The sequence below is a fragment of the Stenotrophomonas sp. A3_2 genome (assembly GCF_036624925.1).
Taxonomy (GTDB): domain Bacteria; phylum Pseudomonadota; class Gammaproteobacteria; order Xanthomonadales; family Xanthomonadaceae; genus Stenotrophomonas; species Stenotrophomonas hibiscicola.
Genome location: NZ_JAZKVY010000105.1, coordinates 1 through 13,873 on the forward strand (window position 1 = coordinate 1; position 13,873 = coordinate 13,873).

13 protein-coding genes are annotated in these 13,873 nt (G+C 67.9%); 6 read left to right on the forward strand and 7 right to left on the reverse strand.

All coding sequences use genetic code 11. From position 1 onward, the window contains the following. Nucleotides 1-212: 212 nt before the first annotated feature. Nucleotides 213-983, reverse strand: coding sequence for a rhomboid family intramembrane serine protease (locus R5H29_RS02150; protein ID WP_021203280.1), 771 nt, complete (start codon nucleotides 981-983; stop codon nucleotides 213-215). Between the two features lie 93 nt (nucleotides 984-1,076). After that, a complete protein-coding gene (locus R5H29_RS02155) occupies nucleotides 1,077-2,039 on the reverse strand; it encodes a TerC family protein (protein ID WP_019658790.1) in 963 nt (320 codons plus the stop codon). Nucleotides 2,040-2,332: 293 nt separating this feature from the next. Here R5H29_RS02155 and R5H29_RS02160 point away from each other — a divergent pair, with 293 nt between their 5' ends. Then, complete coding sequence (locus R5H29_RS02160; RefSeq protein ID WP_019658789.1) at nucleotides 2,333-3,502, forward strand: class I SAM-dependent rRNA methyltransferase; 1,170 nt, start codon at nucleotides 2,333-2,335, stop codon at nucleotides 3,500-3,502. A gap of 135 nt (nucleotides 3,503-3,637) precedes the next feature. Then, the gene (locus tag R5H29_RS02165) at nucleotides 3,638-4,879 is read left to right on the forward strand and encodes a dipeptidase (RefSeq protein ID WP_019658788.1); all 1,242 of its coding nucleotides are present in this window, start codon (nucleotides 3,638-3,640) and stop codon (nucleotides 4,877-4,879) included. A gap of 49 nt (nucleotides 4,880-4,928) precedes the next feature. Here the strand turns inward: R5H29_RS02165 and R5H29_RS02170 are convergent, their stop codons facing one another. The 3 genes from R5H29_RS02170 to R5H29_RS02180 all read right to left on the reverse strand — a co-directional run bounded on the left by R5H29_RS02170 (nucleotide 4,929) and on the right by R5H29_RS02180 (nucleotide 8,176). Further along, complete coding sequence (locus tag R5H29_RS02170) at nucleotides 4,929-6,356, reverse strand: amino acid permease (RefSeq protein ID WP_019658787.1); 1,428 nt, start codon at nucleotides 6,354-6,356, stop codon at nucleotides 4,929-4,931. 204 nt (nucleotides 6,357-6,560) lie between these two features. Continuing rightward, entirely contained in the window at nucleotides 6,561-7,190 is a 630-nt protein-coding gene (gene leuE, locus R5H29_RS02175) for a leucine efflux protein LeuE (RefSeq protein ID WP_005411716.1), read from the reverse strand. A 14-nt stretch (nucleotides 7,191-7,204) separates the two neighbouring features. Beyond that, nucleotides 7,205-8,176: a LysR family transcriptional regulator gene (locus R5H29_RS02180; RefSeq protein WP_332328664.1), complete on the reverse strand. Its 972-nt coding sequence runs from the start codon at nucleotides 8,174-8,176 to the stop codon at nucleotides 7,205-7,207. A gap of 91 nt (nucleotides 8,177-8,267) precedes the next feature. Between R5H29_RS02180 and R5H29_RS02185 the strand changes: the two genes are divergently transcribed. Further along, nucleotides 8,268-9,275: a zinc-binding alcohol dehydrogenase family protein gene (locus R5H29_RS02185; RefSeq protein WP_332328665.1), complete on the forward strand. Its 1,008-nt coding sequence runs from the start codon at nucleotides 8,268-8,270 to the stop codon at nucleotides 9,273-9,275. 153 nt (nucleotides 9,276-9,428) lie between these two features. Here R5H29_RS02185 and R5H29_RS02190 read toward each other — a convergent pair whose 3' ends face one another. Beyond that, complete coding sequence (locus R5H29_RS02190; RefSeq protein WP_111099194.1) at nucleotides 9,429-10,034, reverse strand: glutathione S-transferase family protein; 606 nt, start codon at nucleotides 10,032-10,034, stop codon at nucleotides 9,429-9,431. Between the two features lie 45 nt (nucleotides 10,035-10,079). On the opposite strand from R5H29_RS02190, the gene rmuC reads away from it, so the two are divergent. From rmuC to R5H29_RS02205, 3 genes are all read left to right on the forward strand, one after another. Continuing rightward, on the forward strand, nucleotides 10,080-11,636 hold the full coding sequence (rmuC, locus tag R5H29_RS02195; protein ID WP_019658781.1) for a DNA recombination protein RmuC: 1,557 nt from the start codon (nucleotides 10,080-10,082) through the stop codon (nucleotides 11,634-11,636). Between the two features lie 71 nt (nucleotides 11,637-11,707). After that, a complete protein-coding gene (locus R5H29_RS02200; protein WP_019658780.1) occupies nucleotides 11,708-12,103 on the forward strand; it encodes a hypothetical protein in 396 nt (131 codons plus the stop codon). Nucleotides 12,104-12,228: 125 nt separating this feature from the next. Beyond that, complete coding sequence (locus R5H29_RS02205; RefSeq protein WP_031270126.1) at nucleotides 12,229-12,774, forward strand: glutathione peroxidase; 546 nt, start codon at nucleotides 12,229-12,231, stop codon at nucleotides 12,772-12,774. Nucleotides 12,775-12,858: 84 nt separating this feature from the next. Here the strand turns inward: R5H29_RS02205 and R5H29_RS02210 are convergent, their stop codons facing one another. After that, nucleotides 12,859-13,872: a VacJ family lipoprotein gene (locus tag R5H29_RS02210; RefSeq protein ID WP_180833046.1), complete on the reverse strand. Its 1,014-nt coding sequence runs from the start codon at nucleotides 13,870-13,872 to the stop codon at nucleotides 12,859-12,861. Nucleotide 13,873: the final 1 nt, after the last annotated feature.

The window sequence follows — 13,873 nt, forward strand, 5'->3', positions numbered from 1 at the left end:
AGCCGCGCGAGGGCCAGGACTACGTGGTGATTCCGTTCCGCCGGCCGGACGAACCGCGCGGCTGAAGCGAGGGGCCGCCCGGCCATGGCCGGCGGGACCGGGGGGGCGCCCGGGGTAGCGCCCGGCCCAGGCCCGCGGCCCGGGGGCGGGGCCGGGGCGCCCCCGGGCGCCCCACGCGGGGGGCCGGGGCCCGCCCGGGGCGGCCCCTCGCTTCAACCGCGCGGTTCGTCCGGCCGGCGGAACGGAATCACCACGTAGTCCTGGCCCTCGCGCGGCTGCCACAGCACCGGCACGCGCTGTGGCGACGGCGGTTCCAGCTCGTCGTCGGCCAGCGGTTCTGCCTCGTCTTCTTCGTCTTCCCAGCTGTAGCGCGGGCGCGGCGGCAGCGGGTCGGCGTTGCGGAACAGCAGCGCGGCGATGATGCCGGCGAAGGCGCCGCCCATGTGCGACTGCCAGGACACGCCATCGGCGTGTGGCAGGATGGTCATCAGCATGCCGCCGTAGAACAGCATGCCGATCAGGCCGGTGGCGATGGCGGTGCGGTCGCGGCGCAGCAGGCCCAGGCTGGCCAGCAGGAACATCAGGCCGTGGGTCACGCCGCTGGCGCCCAGGTGCACGCTGCCCGGATTGCCCAGCATCCACGCGCCGATGCCCGAGCCCAGCCACAGCAGGGGCAGGGCGCGTACGGTTGCTTTCGGGTAGACACTTCCAGCCAGCGTGCCCAGGATCAGGATCGCGATGCTGTTGGCGGCGATATGCTCGACCGAGGCATGCAGCATCGGCCCACCGATCAGGCCAAGCAGGCCCTTGGCTTCCAGCGGTGCGACCGCCCACGGCCGCCAGTCGAAGGTGCCCTGCAGGGCGAACACGGCCACCAGCACCAGCACAGCGGCAAGGCTGAGATTGAACGCCCGCAGGATGCGCGAGCGGTCATCGCGAGGGGCCGGCACGTCGCCGGCGGGCAGGGGCGCGTTGTTGTCCATACCTCAGCAATGGCGGTGACTGGCGCGAAACCAAGGCCACCGCTGCGGGAGAGTGGGTGCGGCCGGCGGGACAATCCCGCCGGCCGGCCATGATCAGGCGTGGCCGGAGCCTTCCTTCGGCGGGTACTTCAGGCTCAGTACCACGGTGGCGGCGATGATGACCGCGACCACGCCCAGCGACACCGGGGTCGGGATCTTGAACAGGTCGATGATCATCATCTTGATGCCGATGAAGCCCAGCACCAGCGCCAGGCCATACGGCAGCAGGTGGAAGCGGTCGGCCATGCCGGCCAGCAGGAAGAACATCGCGCGCAGGCCCAGCACCGCGAACACGTTGGAGGTGAGCACGATGAACGGGTCGGTGGTGATCGCGAAGATCGCCGGGATGCTGTCCACCGCGAAGATCACGTCGGTGACCGCGATCAGGATCAGCACCGCGAACAGCGGGGTGAACCAGCGCACGCCGTCGCGCTTCACGCTCAGCGCGTTGCCGGCGTAGTCGGGCAGCAGGCGCAGGTGCTTGCGCATCCAGCGCAGGGCCGGGTTGGTCTCCAGGTCCGGCTCCTGGCCGGCGGCAAACCACATCTTCCAACCGGTGAAGAGCAGGAAAGCACCGAATACGTAGAGCAGCCAATGGAACTGGCTGATCAGCACGCTGCCGGCGAAGATCATGATCGTACGCAGCACGATCGCACCCAGGATGCCGATGATCAGCACCTTCTGGCGCTGCTCATCCGGCACCGCGAAGTAGCTCATGATCATCAGGAACACGAAGATGTTGTCGACCGCCAGCGCCTTCTCGACCAGGTAGCCGGTCAGGAATTCGAGGCCGACCTTGTTCGCTACCACCTGGCCGGCGGTCTCATTCAGGTAGTACCAGAGGCCGGCATTGAACAGCAGGGCCAGCGCGACCCAGCCGATGGACCACCACAGGGCCTCCTTGAAGGTGACCTTGTGCGGTCCACCATGGCGCATCAACACGAGGTCGACCAGCAGGGCGATGACCACCACCGCTGCGAAGCCGCCCCACAACCACACGTTACCGATCGTCTGCATTGGGAATGTCCGTTGGAAAGATGAATGCCAGGCCGGACGGCGAGGATCTGCAACGGAGGATCGGGAGGGGGATCCAGGGACAGAGCTTCGCCAGTACGGCGAAGGTCTCGCTCGCAGTTCCAGTCGGCTGGAACTGCCGTTGCACCGGAGCCTGCGGGCTCGAAATGACGGCGACAACGTCTGGGAGCTACTCCCCTTCTGCTGCCGATTCTGCGGCCTGGCCGGGCCGCCGTCAAATGCCGCGCCGGGCCCTGGATTTCCGGCCCCCGGTGCCCCCCGGCTACAATGACCGGATGAATACCCCCCTTCCGATTGTCCGCCTCAAGAATGCGTGGCGTTCCAGCCACCCGTGGATCTTCCAGAAACTGGTCGAGAAGCCGACCGTCCGGCCCAAGCCCGGTTCCATCGTCGACGTGGTCGGCATCGATGGCGAGTTCATTGGCCGCGGGTTCTACAACGGGCACTCGCGCATTGCCGTGCGCATCCTTGAGACCGACCAGAACGTGCCGGTCGATGCCGGCTGGTTCTCGCGCAAGATCGCCCAGGCGGTGTCGCTGCGCCGTGAGGTGCTGAAGCTCGACGCGGTCTCCGACGCCTGGCGCGTGGTGCACAGCGAAGGCGACGGCCTGTCCGGCCTGGTGGTGGATCGCTACGGCGACCTGGTGGTGGTCGAGTTCTTCGCCGCCGGCATGTTCCGCCACCGCGAATGGATCTACGACGCCCTGCGCGAGCAGTTCCCGGGCTGCCGTTTCCACAGCTTCGCCGACGAACACGTGCAGAAGCAGGAGAGCTTCGACTTCCACGGCAACACCACCACCGAAGCGGCGGTGATCACCGAGTACGGCATCAAGTTCCGCGCCGACCCGGCCGGTGCACACAAGACCGGCTTCTTCGCCGACCAGCGCGAGAACCGCGAGTGGCTGAGCCAGCAGGTGGAAGGCAAGAGCGTTCTGGACCTGTGCTGCAACACCGGTGGCTTCGCCGTGTACGCAGCAGCGCGTGGCGCCTCGGAAGTGGTCGGCATCGACATTGATGAGGACGTCATCCAGATCGCCAAGGGCAATTCGCGCCTGAACAACGTGCGCCCGAAGTTCATCCAGTCCGATATCTTCCCGTGGCTGCGCGACGCCGCCAACCGCGGTGAGCAGTACGACGTGGTGATCCTGGACCCGGCGAAGATGACCCGCGACCGCGACCAGGTCATCACCGCACTGAAGAAGTACCTGGACATGAACAAGCTGGCGCTTGGCGTGGTGAAGCCGGGCGGCCTGTTCGCCACGTTTTCCTGCACCGGCCTGGTGGCCGAGGACCAGTTCCTCGACATGCTGCGCCGCGCGGCCTATTTCTCCGGCCGCACGATCCAGATCCTGAAGGTCGCCGGCGCCGGCCCGGACCATCCGTTCATGGCCCACGTGCAGGAATCGCGTTACCTCAAGGCCGTGTTCTGCCGCGTGGTGGATTGACCGCGTGACTGCCGATCTCTGTAGAGCCGAGCCCACGCTCGGCTGATCTGTCTGGCAGCCGAGCCCATGCCCGGCGCTACAAAACGGCGGGCCACAGCGCTATGGTCGGGCTCTTCCCAACACCGGTGAGAGCCCATGCCATCGTTGCGCCACCTGTCCTTCGTGCTTGCCGTGGCGCTGTGCGCGCCACTGTCCGCCCACGCCATCGAGTTCAGCACGCAGGAGCTGGCCCGCGCCAAGGCCCTGCAGCAGCGCCTGGTCACGCTCGACAGCCATCTGGATACGCCGGCCAATTTCGGCCGCACCGGCTTCGACATCGAACAGCGCCACGACCGCAACGCACTCTCGCAGGTGGACTACCCGCGCATGGTCGAAGGCGCGCTGGACGGCGGGTTCTGGGCGATCTACACCGACCAGGGCGACCGCAGCCCCGCCGCTCACCTGGCCGAACGTGACCACGGGTTGCAGCGGTTGCTGGAAATACGCGAGATGCTGGCCGCCAACCCCGAGCGGTTCGCGCTGGCACTGACCGCCGATGACGCGGCGCGGATCAAGGCGGCCGGCAAGCGTGTGGTCTACATCAGCATGGAAAACGCCAGCCCGCTGGTGGCCGATCCCAGCCTGCTCTCGTTCTACCACCGCGCCGGCCTGCGCCTGCTCAGCACCGTGCACTTTGCCAACAACGAGTTCGCCGATTCGGCCACCGATCCCAAGGGTGCGGAATGGAAAGGACTTAGCCCGGCCGGCAAGGAGCTGGTGCGGCAGGCGGTGAAGCTGGGCATCGTGATCGACCAGTCACATGCATCGGATGCGGTGTTCGACGATCTGCTGGCAATGATGCCGGTACCATTCGTGCTGTCGCACAGCTCGGCCAAGGCGGTCTACGACCACCCGCGCAATCTCGACGACGCGCGCCTGCGCAAGCTGGCCAAAGCCGGCGGCGTGATCCAGGTGAACGCCTATGGCGGCTACCTGATCGACACCGCGAAGACGCCCGAGCGCAAACAGGCCGAGGAAGCGCTGAGCAAGCAGCTGGGCGGCTGGGAAGGCATGGGCATCGAACAAGGCGTTGCCCTGCTGAAGGCCGAACAGGCACTGGACCACGAGCACCCGGTGCGGCACGCCAGCCTGGACGACTTCTTCGCCCACTTCGACCACATCCTCACGGTGGTCGGCCCTGAGCACGCGGGCATCGGCCTGGACTGGGATGGTGGTGGCGGACTGAGTGACCTGCCCGATGTCAGCCAGCTGCCGAAGATCACCGCGTGGCTGCTGCGCAAGGGCTATACCGAGAAGCAGATCGCCGGCATCTGGGGCGGCAACCTGCTGCGGGTGATGCGCCAGGCGCAGGACTACGCCGCAAAGCAGGGCGGTTGAAACGCCCTGCGGTGGTGCCGGCCAGCGGCCGGCACTACCGGTGATCGGTCTATTTCGCGATCAGCGCATGGCGTCGGCTGTACAGCAGGTACAGCACCAGGCCGGCCACGTTCCACAACAGGAAGTACAGCTGGGTGGTGTGCGGCAGGCTGATGAACAGGTAGATGCAACCCAGCGCGGCCAGCGGGCCAACCACGAAGGCCAGCGGCGTGCGGAACGTGCGCGCGCGGTCCGGCTCGCGCAGCCGCAGCACCACCAGGCAGATGCCTACCGCAGTGAACGCGGCCAGGGTACCGGCGTTGGCCAGTGCGGCAATCTCGTCCAGGCGCGCCACGCCGGCCAGCGCGGAAACCACGACCGCAGTGAACAGCGTGGTTGCCACCGGCGTGCCGGTACGTGCGTTCACCTTGGACAGGCGACGCGGCAGCAGGCCGTCGCGGCTCATCACGAAGAAGATGCGGCTCTGGCCGTACAGGAATGCCAACAGCACGGTCGGCAGGGCGATGATCGCGATCACGCCGATCACCATCGCCGCGGTCGGATGGCCCAGCTGGCGCATGATCAGCGCCAGCGGCTCGGCGCTGTGGCCGAACACCGCGTAGCTCATCGCACCCACGGCGGCCAGCGCCACCAGCACGTAGACGATGGTGCAGCCGATCATCGAACCGATGATGCCGATCGACAGGTCGCGGCCCGGGTTCTTGGTTTCCTCGGCGGCGGTGGAGATCGCATCGAAGCCGTAGAAGGCGAAGAAGATGATCGCCGCTGCCGCCATCACGCCGTGCTCGACGCCGTCGGGGCCCATCGACTTGGCGAAGCCGTACGGCATGAACGGCTGCAGGTTGGCGCTGTCGAACGCGGGCAGGGCCACGGCCACGAAGATGGCCAGCGCGATCAGCTTGAACACCACCAGGATGGCGTTGAGTGTGGCGCTTTCCTTGGTGCCGGCCATCAGCATGCCGGCCACCAGCCAGGTGATGATGATCGCCGGCAGGTTGATCATGCCGCCTTCCACGTGCGGGCCGGCCGCCAGCCAGGCCGGCAGGTGCACGTTCCAGCCGAACTGGGTGTGGACCCATTCGAGGAAGCCGACGAAGTAGCCGGACCAGCCCACCGCCACCGTACTCACCACCAGCGAGTACTCCAGGATCAGGCTCCAGCCCACCACCCAGGCGAACACCTCGCCCAGCGCACTGTAGCTGTAGGTGTAGGCACTGCCGGCGGCGGGCATCATCGTCGACAGCTCGGCGTAGGACAGCGCCGCGCAGGCACAGACCGCACCGGCGATGGCGAAGGAGATCAGCACGGCCGGGCCAGCCAGGTTGGCACCGACGCCGATCAGCGTGTAGATGCCGGTACCGACGATGGCGCCGATGCCCAGCGCGATCAGGTGCGGCCAGCTGAGCGTCGGGATCAGGCGCCTGCCGGCTTCGTGGACGGTGACGGAATCTAGGGACTTGCGCCGGAACAGGGACATGCAGGCCTCGGAAGGGGTGACTTAGAACGACAAGTTCCCGAGTGTGACCGAACGCAGCGCAGCATTACCACTGACGGGGGTCATGATTGCCGGCGCGCGCGCTGCACCGCGACCAGACTGCCGGAATCGGCATAAAGCAGGCCGGGGCGCCAGAGGCGGTGCCGGCGAACAGCAGGGCCAGGCCGAGCAGCGGCAGCCGCCCGTTCATCCGTTCAACCCCAGCCGGATGCCGAACCCCACCAGGAACAGGCCGGCCACGCGGCGCAGCGCATCGCTGATCCGCGGGTGCTGGATCAACCGGCGGCGGGCCAGGTTGCCCACGCCGATCAGCATCGAGCAGTAGGCGATGCTGACCACCAGGATGATGCCGGCCAGGGCCGCGAAGGTCGCGATGCCCTGGTGCGCCTTCGGATCGATGAACAGCGGCAGGAAGGCCATGTAGAACAGGATCGCCTTCGGGTTGAGCAGGCTGACCAGGATCGCCTGCTGGAAGTAGCGGCCCGGCTGCATGCGGATCGGACCAGCATCACCGCCCTCGTGCTTGGGCGTGCGCAGCAGGCTGATGCCCACCCACACCAGGTAGGCCGCACCCAGGTACTGCACGGCGTGGAACACCAGCGGGTTGGCCTTGAGCAGTGCGGCCACGCCGGCCAGCGCCAGCCACATCAGGATCTGGTCGCCGACCAGCAGGCCGGCCAATGCGGTGTAGCCGCCACGCACGCCGCCACGGCCGGTGGCGGTCAGCAGGGTGAAGGTGCCGGGGCCGGGCAGGGCGAGAAACACCAGCACGGCGACCAGAAACGTCCACAGGTCCTGGATGCCCATCCACGGCATGGCGGTGTTCTCTCTTACGCGGGGCCGCCATTGTCGGCCAGCACCACGGCGGAGGACAGGGGGCCGGTGGGGCCAACCGGCATGCCAGACAGCAGCGGTTGCAGGTGCTGGCGCAGCTGCGCGTGCAGCTGCCGCACCGCGGGTGAGAACTGCTTGCGGTGCGGGCACACCAGCTGCAACGGGATGTCGCTGCCGACACCGCCCAGCAGCAGCTGCAGGCGCCCGGCCAGCACGTCCTCGCGCAGGTCCAGCCAGGACTTGTAGGTGATGCCTTCGCCGGCCACGGCCCAGCGCCTTACAACATCGGCGTCGTCGCAGACCAGGGGGCCGCGCACGGCAACCACGGTACGACGCCCATCGACGTCGAAAGACCAGCGATCGTAGGCACGACCGCTGAGCTGGTAGACCAGGCAATCGTGCTCACGCAGTTCGTCCAGGCGCACCGGCGTGCCTTGTCGCTGCAGGTAATCGGGCGAGGCCGCCAGTACGCGCCGATTGCCTTCCAGCAGGGGCAGGGCGACGTAGTTGGCGTCGTCGAAGTGGCCGATGCGGATGGCCACGTCGACCGGGTCGCGGAACACATCGGCCACTTCATCGGACAGGCGCAGGTGCAGGCGCAGCCGGGGATGGGCCGCGCGGAACGCGCTCAGCCAGGGCAGCAGCAGGTTGCGGCCCAGGTCCGACGGCGCCGACAGCTGCAGGGTGCCGTGCAGTTCGGCGTCCTCGGCCTGCACGCGCGCCTGGCCCTCGCGCAGGGTGGCCAGCACGTCCTGTGCGTAGGGCAGGTACAGCGCGCCCTCGCCGGTCAGGCGCAGGCTGCGGGTGGTGCGCACGAACAGGCGCAGGTCCAGCTCGCGTTCCAGCCGCGCCACTGCCGCGGCGACCTGCCCCGGCAGCAGGTCGGCCTCGCGGGCCGCTTGCGAAAAGCTGCCCAGCGCAGCAGTGCGGACGAACAGCTGCAGATCGTCGAAGCGGATCATCTTCATCGCCAGAGTGAAAGTGCTGCCCGATTCTGCGCCTTTCTGCGAGACCGCGTGCGGCGCAACCTGTCGCCTCCTCCCCCACTGGACCGCTGCCATGCGCGCCATTGCCTACACCCAAGCCGGCCTGCCGATCGATGATCCCCAGGCCCTGATCGACCTCGAACTGGAGTTGCCGCAGCCCGGCCCGCGCGACCTGCGCGTGGCGGTGCGCGCAGTGGCGGTGAACCCCGTCGACACCAAGGTCCGCCGCGGCGTGGCCACCGACGGCCCGCGCGTGCTGGGTTGGGATGCGGTCGGCATCGTCGATGCGGTGGGCAGCGAGGTGACCCTGTTCCAGCCCGGCGATGCGGTCTACTACGCTGGCGTCATCGATCGCCCGGGCAGCAATGCCCAGTACCAGTTGGTGGACGAACGCAGCGTCGGCCGCAAGCCGGCCAGCCTCGATGACGCCGCTGCCGCCGCACTGCCGCTGACCGCGATCACCGCCTGGGAGCTGCTGTTCGACCGCCTGCGCATTCCCGAGAACGGGGGCGAAGGCCAGACCCTGCTGGTGATCGGCGCTGCCGGTGGTGTCGGCTCGATCCTGGTGCAGTTGGCGCGGAAGCTCACCAGGCTGACCGTGATCGGCACCGCCTCGCGCCCGGAGACCCAGGACTGGGTGTATGCGATGGGCGCCCACCATGTGATCGACCACCGCCTGCCACTGGCCGAGGGCCTGGCGCGGCTGGGCATCAGCGAGGTGCAGCACGTGGCCAGCCTGACCCATTCCGACCAGCACTACGCGCAGATCGTGGAGCTGCTGGCGCCGCAAGGGCAGTTCGGCCTGATCGATGACCCGGGCCAGGTGGATGTGATGGCGCTCAAGCGCAAGGCGTTGTCACTGCACTGGGAATCGATGTTCACCCGCCCGCTGTACCGGACGGCGGACATGCAGCGCCAGCACGACCTGTTGAACCGGGTGGCCGAGCTGATCGATGCCGGCGTGCTGCAGACCACGCTGGGCGAGCACTTCGGGCGCATCGACGCGGCCAACCTGCGCCGTGCCCATGCGCTGCTGGAGAGCCATCGCGCCAAGGGCAAGATCGTGCTGGAAGGCTGGTAAGGCTCCTGTAGAGCCGAGCCCACGCCCGGCTGCCGTTCGCGCGTGGGCGTCAGCCGAGCATAGGCTCGGCTCTACGGAGCTTCATCCACACATGGCGTGGATCAGCCGTGTCGACCAGTGTCGACACCTACCAACAGCTGCGGGAGCCACCGCTCACGCCACGCCGTTGTCGACGTGTTCGGCGAAACCGGGCTGCTCTCGCAGGCGCTCGAACCATGCGACGAGGTGGGGCAGCGCGGGCTTGCTGCCCGGCGTGCTGCGCCAGCGTTGGGTCGACAGCCCCAGCACGATATCTGCAAGGGTGAAGGTGCTGCCCGCCACATAGGCATCGGTGGCGGCCAGCTGGGCTTCAAGCACACCCATCAGCCGGTTCCACTGCGCCAGGCTGGCCTCGGCGCGGGCATCGTCCGGATAGTCCGGATGCTGGCGCACGCGCGCCATGAACACGTGGCGCCAGGCACTGTTGAGATCGCTGGCCTGCCAGTCCATCCACTGCTCCACCCGCGCACGGGCCTGCGCCGCACGTGGCAGCAGATCCTCGCGTCCGGCGCGCGCGGCAAGGTAGCGGCAGATGCTGTTGGATTCCCACAGTACGAAGTCGCCATCGCGCAGCACCGGCACCTGCCGGTTGGGGTTCAGCGTGGCCAGCAGGTCCGGCGGGGGGGCCGGTTCGTGGTGCAGGGGCAAGTCCAGACCGGCGCACAGCCATAGCACCTTGCGCACATTGATGGAGGTGGGCTTTCCGTACAGAGCGAGCATGGTCCTGACGCAGCAGCTGAGACTCGGCCAGCCTACACTTGCCCCATGCAAACCGAATACCTGCTCATTGCCGGCCTTCTATTGGCCGTGCTCATCCTGCAACTGGTCGCCCTGCTGCGCCGTCCGCCGCATGACCGCCTGGAACAGGCCGTGCGCGAGGAGGCCCGCGCCGGGCGCAGCGAACTGCGCGAACAGCTCGATGGCTTCGCCCGCGCGCTGACCGATCTGTCCACCCGCACCGACCAGCGCCTGGACCTGCTGCGCGAAGCGCTGGGTGAAGATGCCCGCAAAGCCCGCGCTGAAGTGGCCGACAGCCAGCAGCGCGGCGCAGCGTTGATGGGGCAGCGGCTGCAGGAACTGCGCGGCCAGCTGGAGACCTTCGGCCAGCAGCAGGAGGCACGCATCCATGCGTTTGGCCAGCAGCTGCAGGAGCTCACTGCGCGTACCGATACCCAGCTCGGGGCGCTGCGCCAGACCCTGGTGGACGATGCACGCAAGGGCCGCGAGGAGGGCGCGCAGTCGCAGCAGCGCCTGACCGACAGTCTGGGCCTGCGCCTGCAGGAACTGACCCAGCGCAACGAGCAGCGCATCGCCGAGATGCGTGCCACGCTGGAGGAACAGCTGCGCGCGCTGCAGAACGACAACGCCCAGAAGCTGGAGCAGATGCGCCACACCGTGGACGAGAAGCTGCAGTCGACGCTGGAAACGCGGCTGGGCAACTCCTTCAAGCTGGTCTCCGAGCGCCTGGAACAGGTGCAGCGTGGCCTCGGCGAGATGCAGCAGCTGGCCACCGGCGTGGGCGACCTCAAGCGCGTGCTGACCAACGTCAAGAACCGCGGCAGCTGGGGCGAAGTGCAGCTGGAGAACATCCTCGAGCAGACACTCACCCAGGAGCAGTACGCGCGTGCGGTGAGGGTGCGCCCGGATAGTGGCGAGATGGTCGATATCGCCGTGCGCCTGCCGGGCCGCAGCAGCGACGACACGCCGGTGTGGCTGCCGATCGACTCCAAGTTCCCGCGCGAGGATTACGAGCGCCTGCTGGACGCACAGGAACAGGGCGATGCCGAGGGCGTGCGCCTGCAGGGCATCCAGCTGGAGCGCGCGGTGCGTGTGCAGGCCAAGTCGATCTGCGACAAGTACATCGTGCCACCGCACACCACGGACTTCGCGGTGATGTTCCTGCCCACCGAAGGCCTGTATGCCGAGGTGATCCGGCGCCCGGGCCTGGTCGACCTGCTGCAGCGCGAGCACCGTGTGGTGGTGGCCGGACCGACCACGGTCACCGCGTTGCTCAACAGCCTGCAGATGGGCTTCCGCACCCTGGCCATTGAAAAGCGATCCAGCGAAGTGTGGGGCCTGCTGGGTGCGGTCAAGAGCGAGTTCGGGAAGTTCGCCGGCATCCTGGAAAAGGCCGAGAAGCAGATCACTACCGTTGGCCGCAGCATCGGGGAGGCCAGCCGCAAGACCCGTACCATCGAACGCCGCCTGCGTGGCGTGGAGTCGCTGGCGTCCGAACAGGCGCAGTCGCTGCTCGGCGACCTGGCCGAGGGTGATGCGGTGGCCGAGGAGGAAGGCAGTGACGGCGAGGGCGACGAGGCCTGAGCCACACTGACACGCCGCCTGCATCGCCGATGGGTATGCTGGCGGCCTGTCCGCTTCGACCAGGTACCGCCATGCGCCTGCCCCGCTTCACCAGCCTTGTCCTGACCGCGCTGCTCGCCGCCTGCAGCAGCACGCCAACGACCGTGGACACGACCACGCAGGCCGCCTCCAGCACCCCCGAAGCGGACGAGGCGTACCGCGAAGCGCGCGACGTGGACTGCCAGGCCGCCGGTGGCACCCTGCAGCGGCTCGGCCGGCTGCAGCGCGAGCAGTGCGTGATTCCCTATGCCGACGCCGGCAAGGCCTGCAGCCGCAAGAGCGACTGCAGCGGCCAGTGCCTGGCCACGGGCGACGTGGCCGCCGGCAGTGCCGTCACCGGTACCTGCCAGCGCGACGTGCGCCAGAACTTCGGTTGCCGCCAGCGCATTGATGACGGCAAGGCGCAGGGCACGATCTGTGTGGATTGAATCCTGCCTGTAGAGCCGAGCCCACGCTCGGCTGATGCCACAGCAGCCGAGCGTAGGCTCGGCTCTACAACCGCGTGCACAGCGCTATGCTGGTGGGCCATTTCCCGCTGTTGCCGGAGCCCCACGTGAGCACCCCGATCCAGGACATTTCCCTCACCACCATCGACGGCCAGCCGTCCTCGCTTGCCGACTACCAGGGCAAGGTGCTGCTGCTGGTCAACGTCGCCTCCAAGTGCGGCCTGACCCCGCAGTACGAAGGCCTGCAGGCGCTGTATTCGGAAAAGCACGCGCAGGGCCTGGAAGTGCTGGGCTTCCCCGCCAACAACTTCCTCGGCCAGGAGCCGGGCAGCGAGGCGGAAATCCAGCAGTTCTGTCAGCTTACCTACGACGTCAGCTTCCCGATGTTCTCCAAGATCAGCGTGGCCGGTGACGACACCCACCCGCTGTATCAGCAGCTGACCGCCGCCCAGCCGCAGTCGATCGGCGAGGGTCCGCTGCGTGAGCGCCTGGCGAGCAAGGAGATTCCGATCCACGCAGCGCCGGCAGTGCTGTGGAACTTCGAGAAGTTCCTGGTTGGCCGCGACGGCGAGGTCATCGCCCGCTTCGCCCCGGACGTGGCTGCCGATGACGCGCGCCTGCGCGACGCCATCGAGGCCGCGCTGGCGGCTTGAGGAAAGCGTGCCAACCGAGGTTGGCATCTGCCGGAAAGAAAAACCCCGCCGAGGCGGGGTTTTTTCATGCACGGGCTGCAGCGATCAGTTGCTCCAGTTCGGCATCGGCATGGCATCGACCGGGATCGGAGAATTGGCATCGTCGTGGCCACGGTCGCGCTTGCTGCGCAGATCGTTCTCGATCTGGTAGTTGCGGCGCTGCATCCACGCATCGCGTACCAGCGAGTACTCGTCTACGGCGGTGTCACGCAGGTCGTCGACCGCCAGCAGCTGCGCGCGGGTATCCACCAGCTGCAGGCCCTGCAGGCCGATGCGGACCTTGTCCTCCTCGATGCGGCGGATCGGCGACAGCGGAATGTCACCGGCCAGGCCGAATACATCGCGTACGGTGCGCGGGCCGAAGAACGGCAGTTCCACGTAGCGCGAACGCCGCCAGCCCCACGCACCCAGGGTCTGGCCGAAGTCTTCATTGCGGCGCGGCACCATCGCCTTGCTGGCCGGATCGAACAGGCCACCGATGCCCAGCGTGCTGTTCATCAGAAAGCGGCCGAGGCTGTCCCAGGCATCGGCACCGCGGCCCTGCAGCAGCTGGTTGGTGATGGTCACCGGTGCCCGCAGGTTGCTGAAGAAGTTGCTGACGCCGGTGCGGGCGAAGCGCGGCACTACGTGGGTGTAGGCCGTGGCCAGCGGACGGGCAATGCCGCGGTCGACCGCGTTGTTGAACTTGTGCACCTTGCGGTTGAACGGTTCCCATGGGTCGTAGGCTGCCGCACTGCCGGTGTTGCCGCTGCCGCCATAGAGGGCATCGAAGTCGTCATCACCACCGGGGGCGGTCGCCGCTGCGGCCCTGGCCGCATCGGTGTCGGCGCCGCGGGCCGGTACGGAGGGTGGCGTGGCCGGTGCAGGGGCGGCAACCACGGCTGCGGCCGGCGCGGCATCAATCGTAGCGGTATCGGCGGTGGGGGCGGAGGCCTCGGCGACGGTGCTGGCCGGGACCACGGTACTGGCTGCCGGTGCATCGCTGCGTGCGGGCTTGCCGGCGCAGGCGGTCAGCGCGGCGGCCAGGACGATCAAGGGGAGAGTGCGTACGACGTTCATG

Bases quoted from the DNA above. Each gene is read 5' to 3' on its own strand.
- R5H29_RS02155 (WP_019658790.1), bottom strand. From the start codon at position 2,039: ATGCAGACGATCGGTAACGTGTGGTTGTGGGGCGGCTTCGCAGCGGTG.
- R5H29_RS02180 (WP_332328664.1), bottom strand. From the start codon at position 8,176: ATGAAGATGATCCGCTTCGACGATCTGCAGCTGTTCGTCCGCACTGCT.
- R5H29_RS02185 (WP_332328665.1), top strand. From the start codon at position 8,268: ATGCGCGCCATTGCCTACACCCAAGCCGGCCTGCCGATCGATGATCCC.
- R5H29_RS02160 (WP_019658789.1), top strand. From the start codon at position 2,333: ATGAATACCCCCCTTCCGATTGTCCGCCTCAAGAATGCGTGGCGTTCC.
- R5H29_RS02200 (WP_019658780.1), top strand. From the start codon at position 11,708: ATGCGCCTGCCCCGCTTCACCAGCCTTGTCCTGACCGCGCTGCTCGCC.
- R5H29_RS02150 (WP_021203280.1), bottom strand. From the start codon at position 983: ATGGACAACAACGCGCCCCTGCCCGCCGGCGACGTGCCGGCCCCTCGC.
- R5H29_RS02190 (WP_111099194.1), bottom strand. From the start codon at position 10,034: ATGCTCGCTCTGTACGGAAAGCCCACCTCCATCAATGTGCGCAAGGTG.
- R5H29_RS02170 (WP_019658787.1), bottom strand. From the start codon at position 6,356: ATGTCCCTGTTCCGGCGCAAGTCCCTAGATTCCGTCACCGTCCACGAA.
- rmuC (WP_019658781.1), top strand. From the start codon at position 10,080: ATGCAAACCGAATACCTGCTCATTGCCGGCCTTCTATTGGCCGTGCTC.
- leuE (WP_005411716.1), bottom strand. From the start codon at position 7,190: ATGCCGTGGATGGGCATCCAGGACCTGTGGACGTTTCTGGTCGCCGTG.
- R5H29_RS02165 (WP_019658788.1), top strand. From the start codon at position 3,638: ATGCCATCGTTGCGCCACCTGTCCTTCGTGCTTGCCGTGGCGCTGTGC.
- R5H29_RS02210 (WP_180833046.1), bottom strand. From the start codon at position 13,872: ATGAACGTCGTACGCACTCTCCCCTTGATCGTCCTGGCCGCCGCGCTG.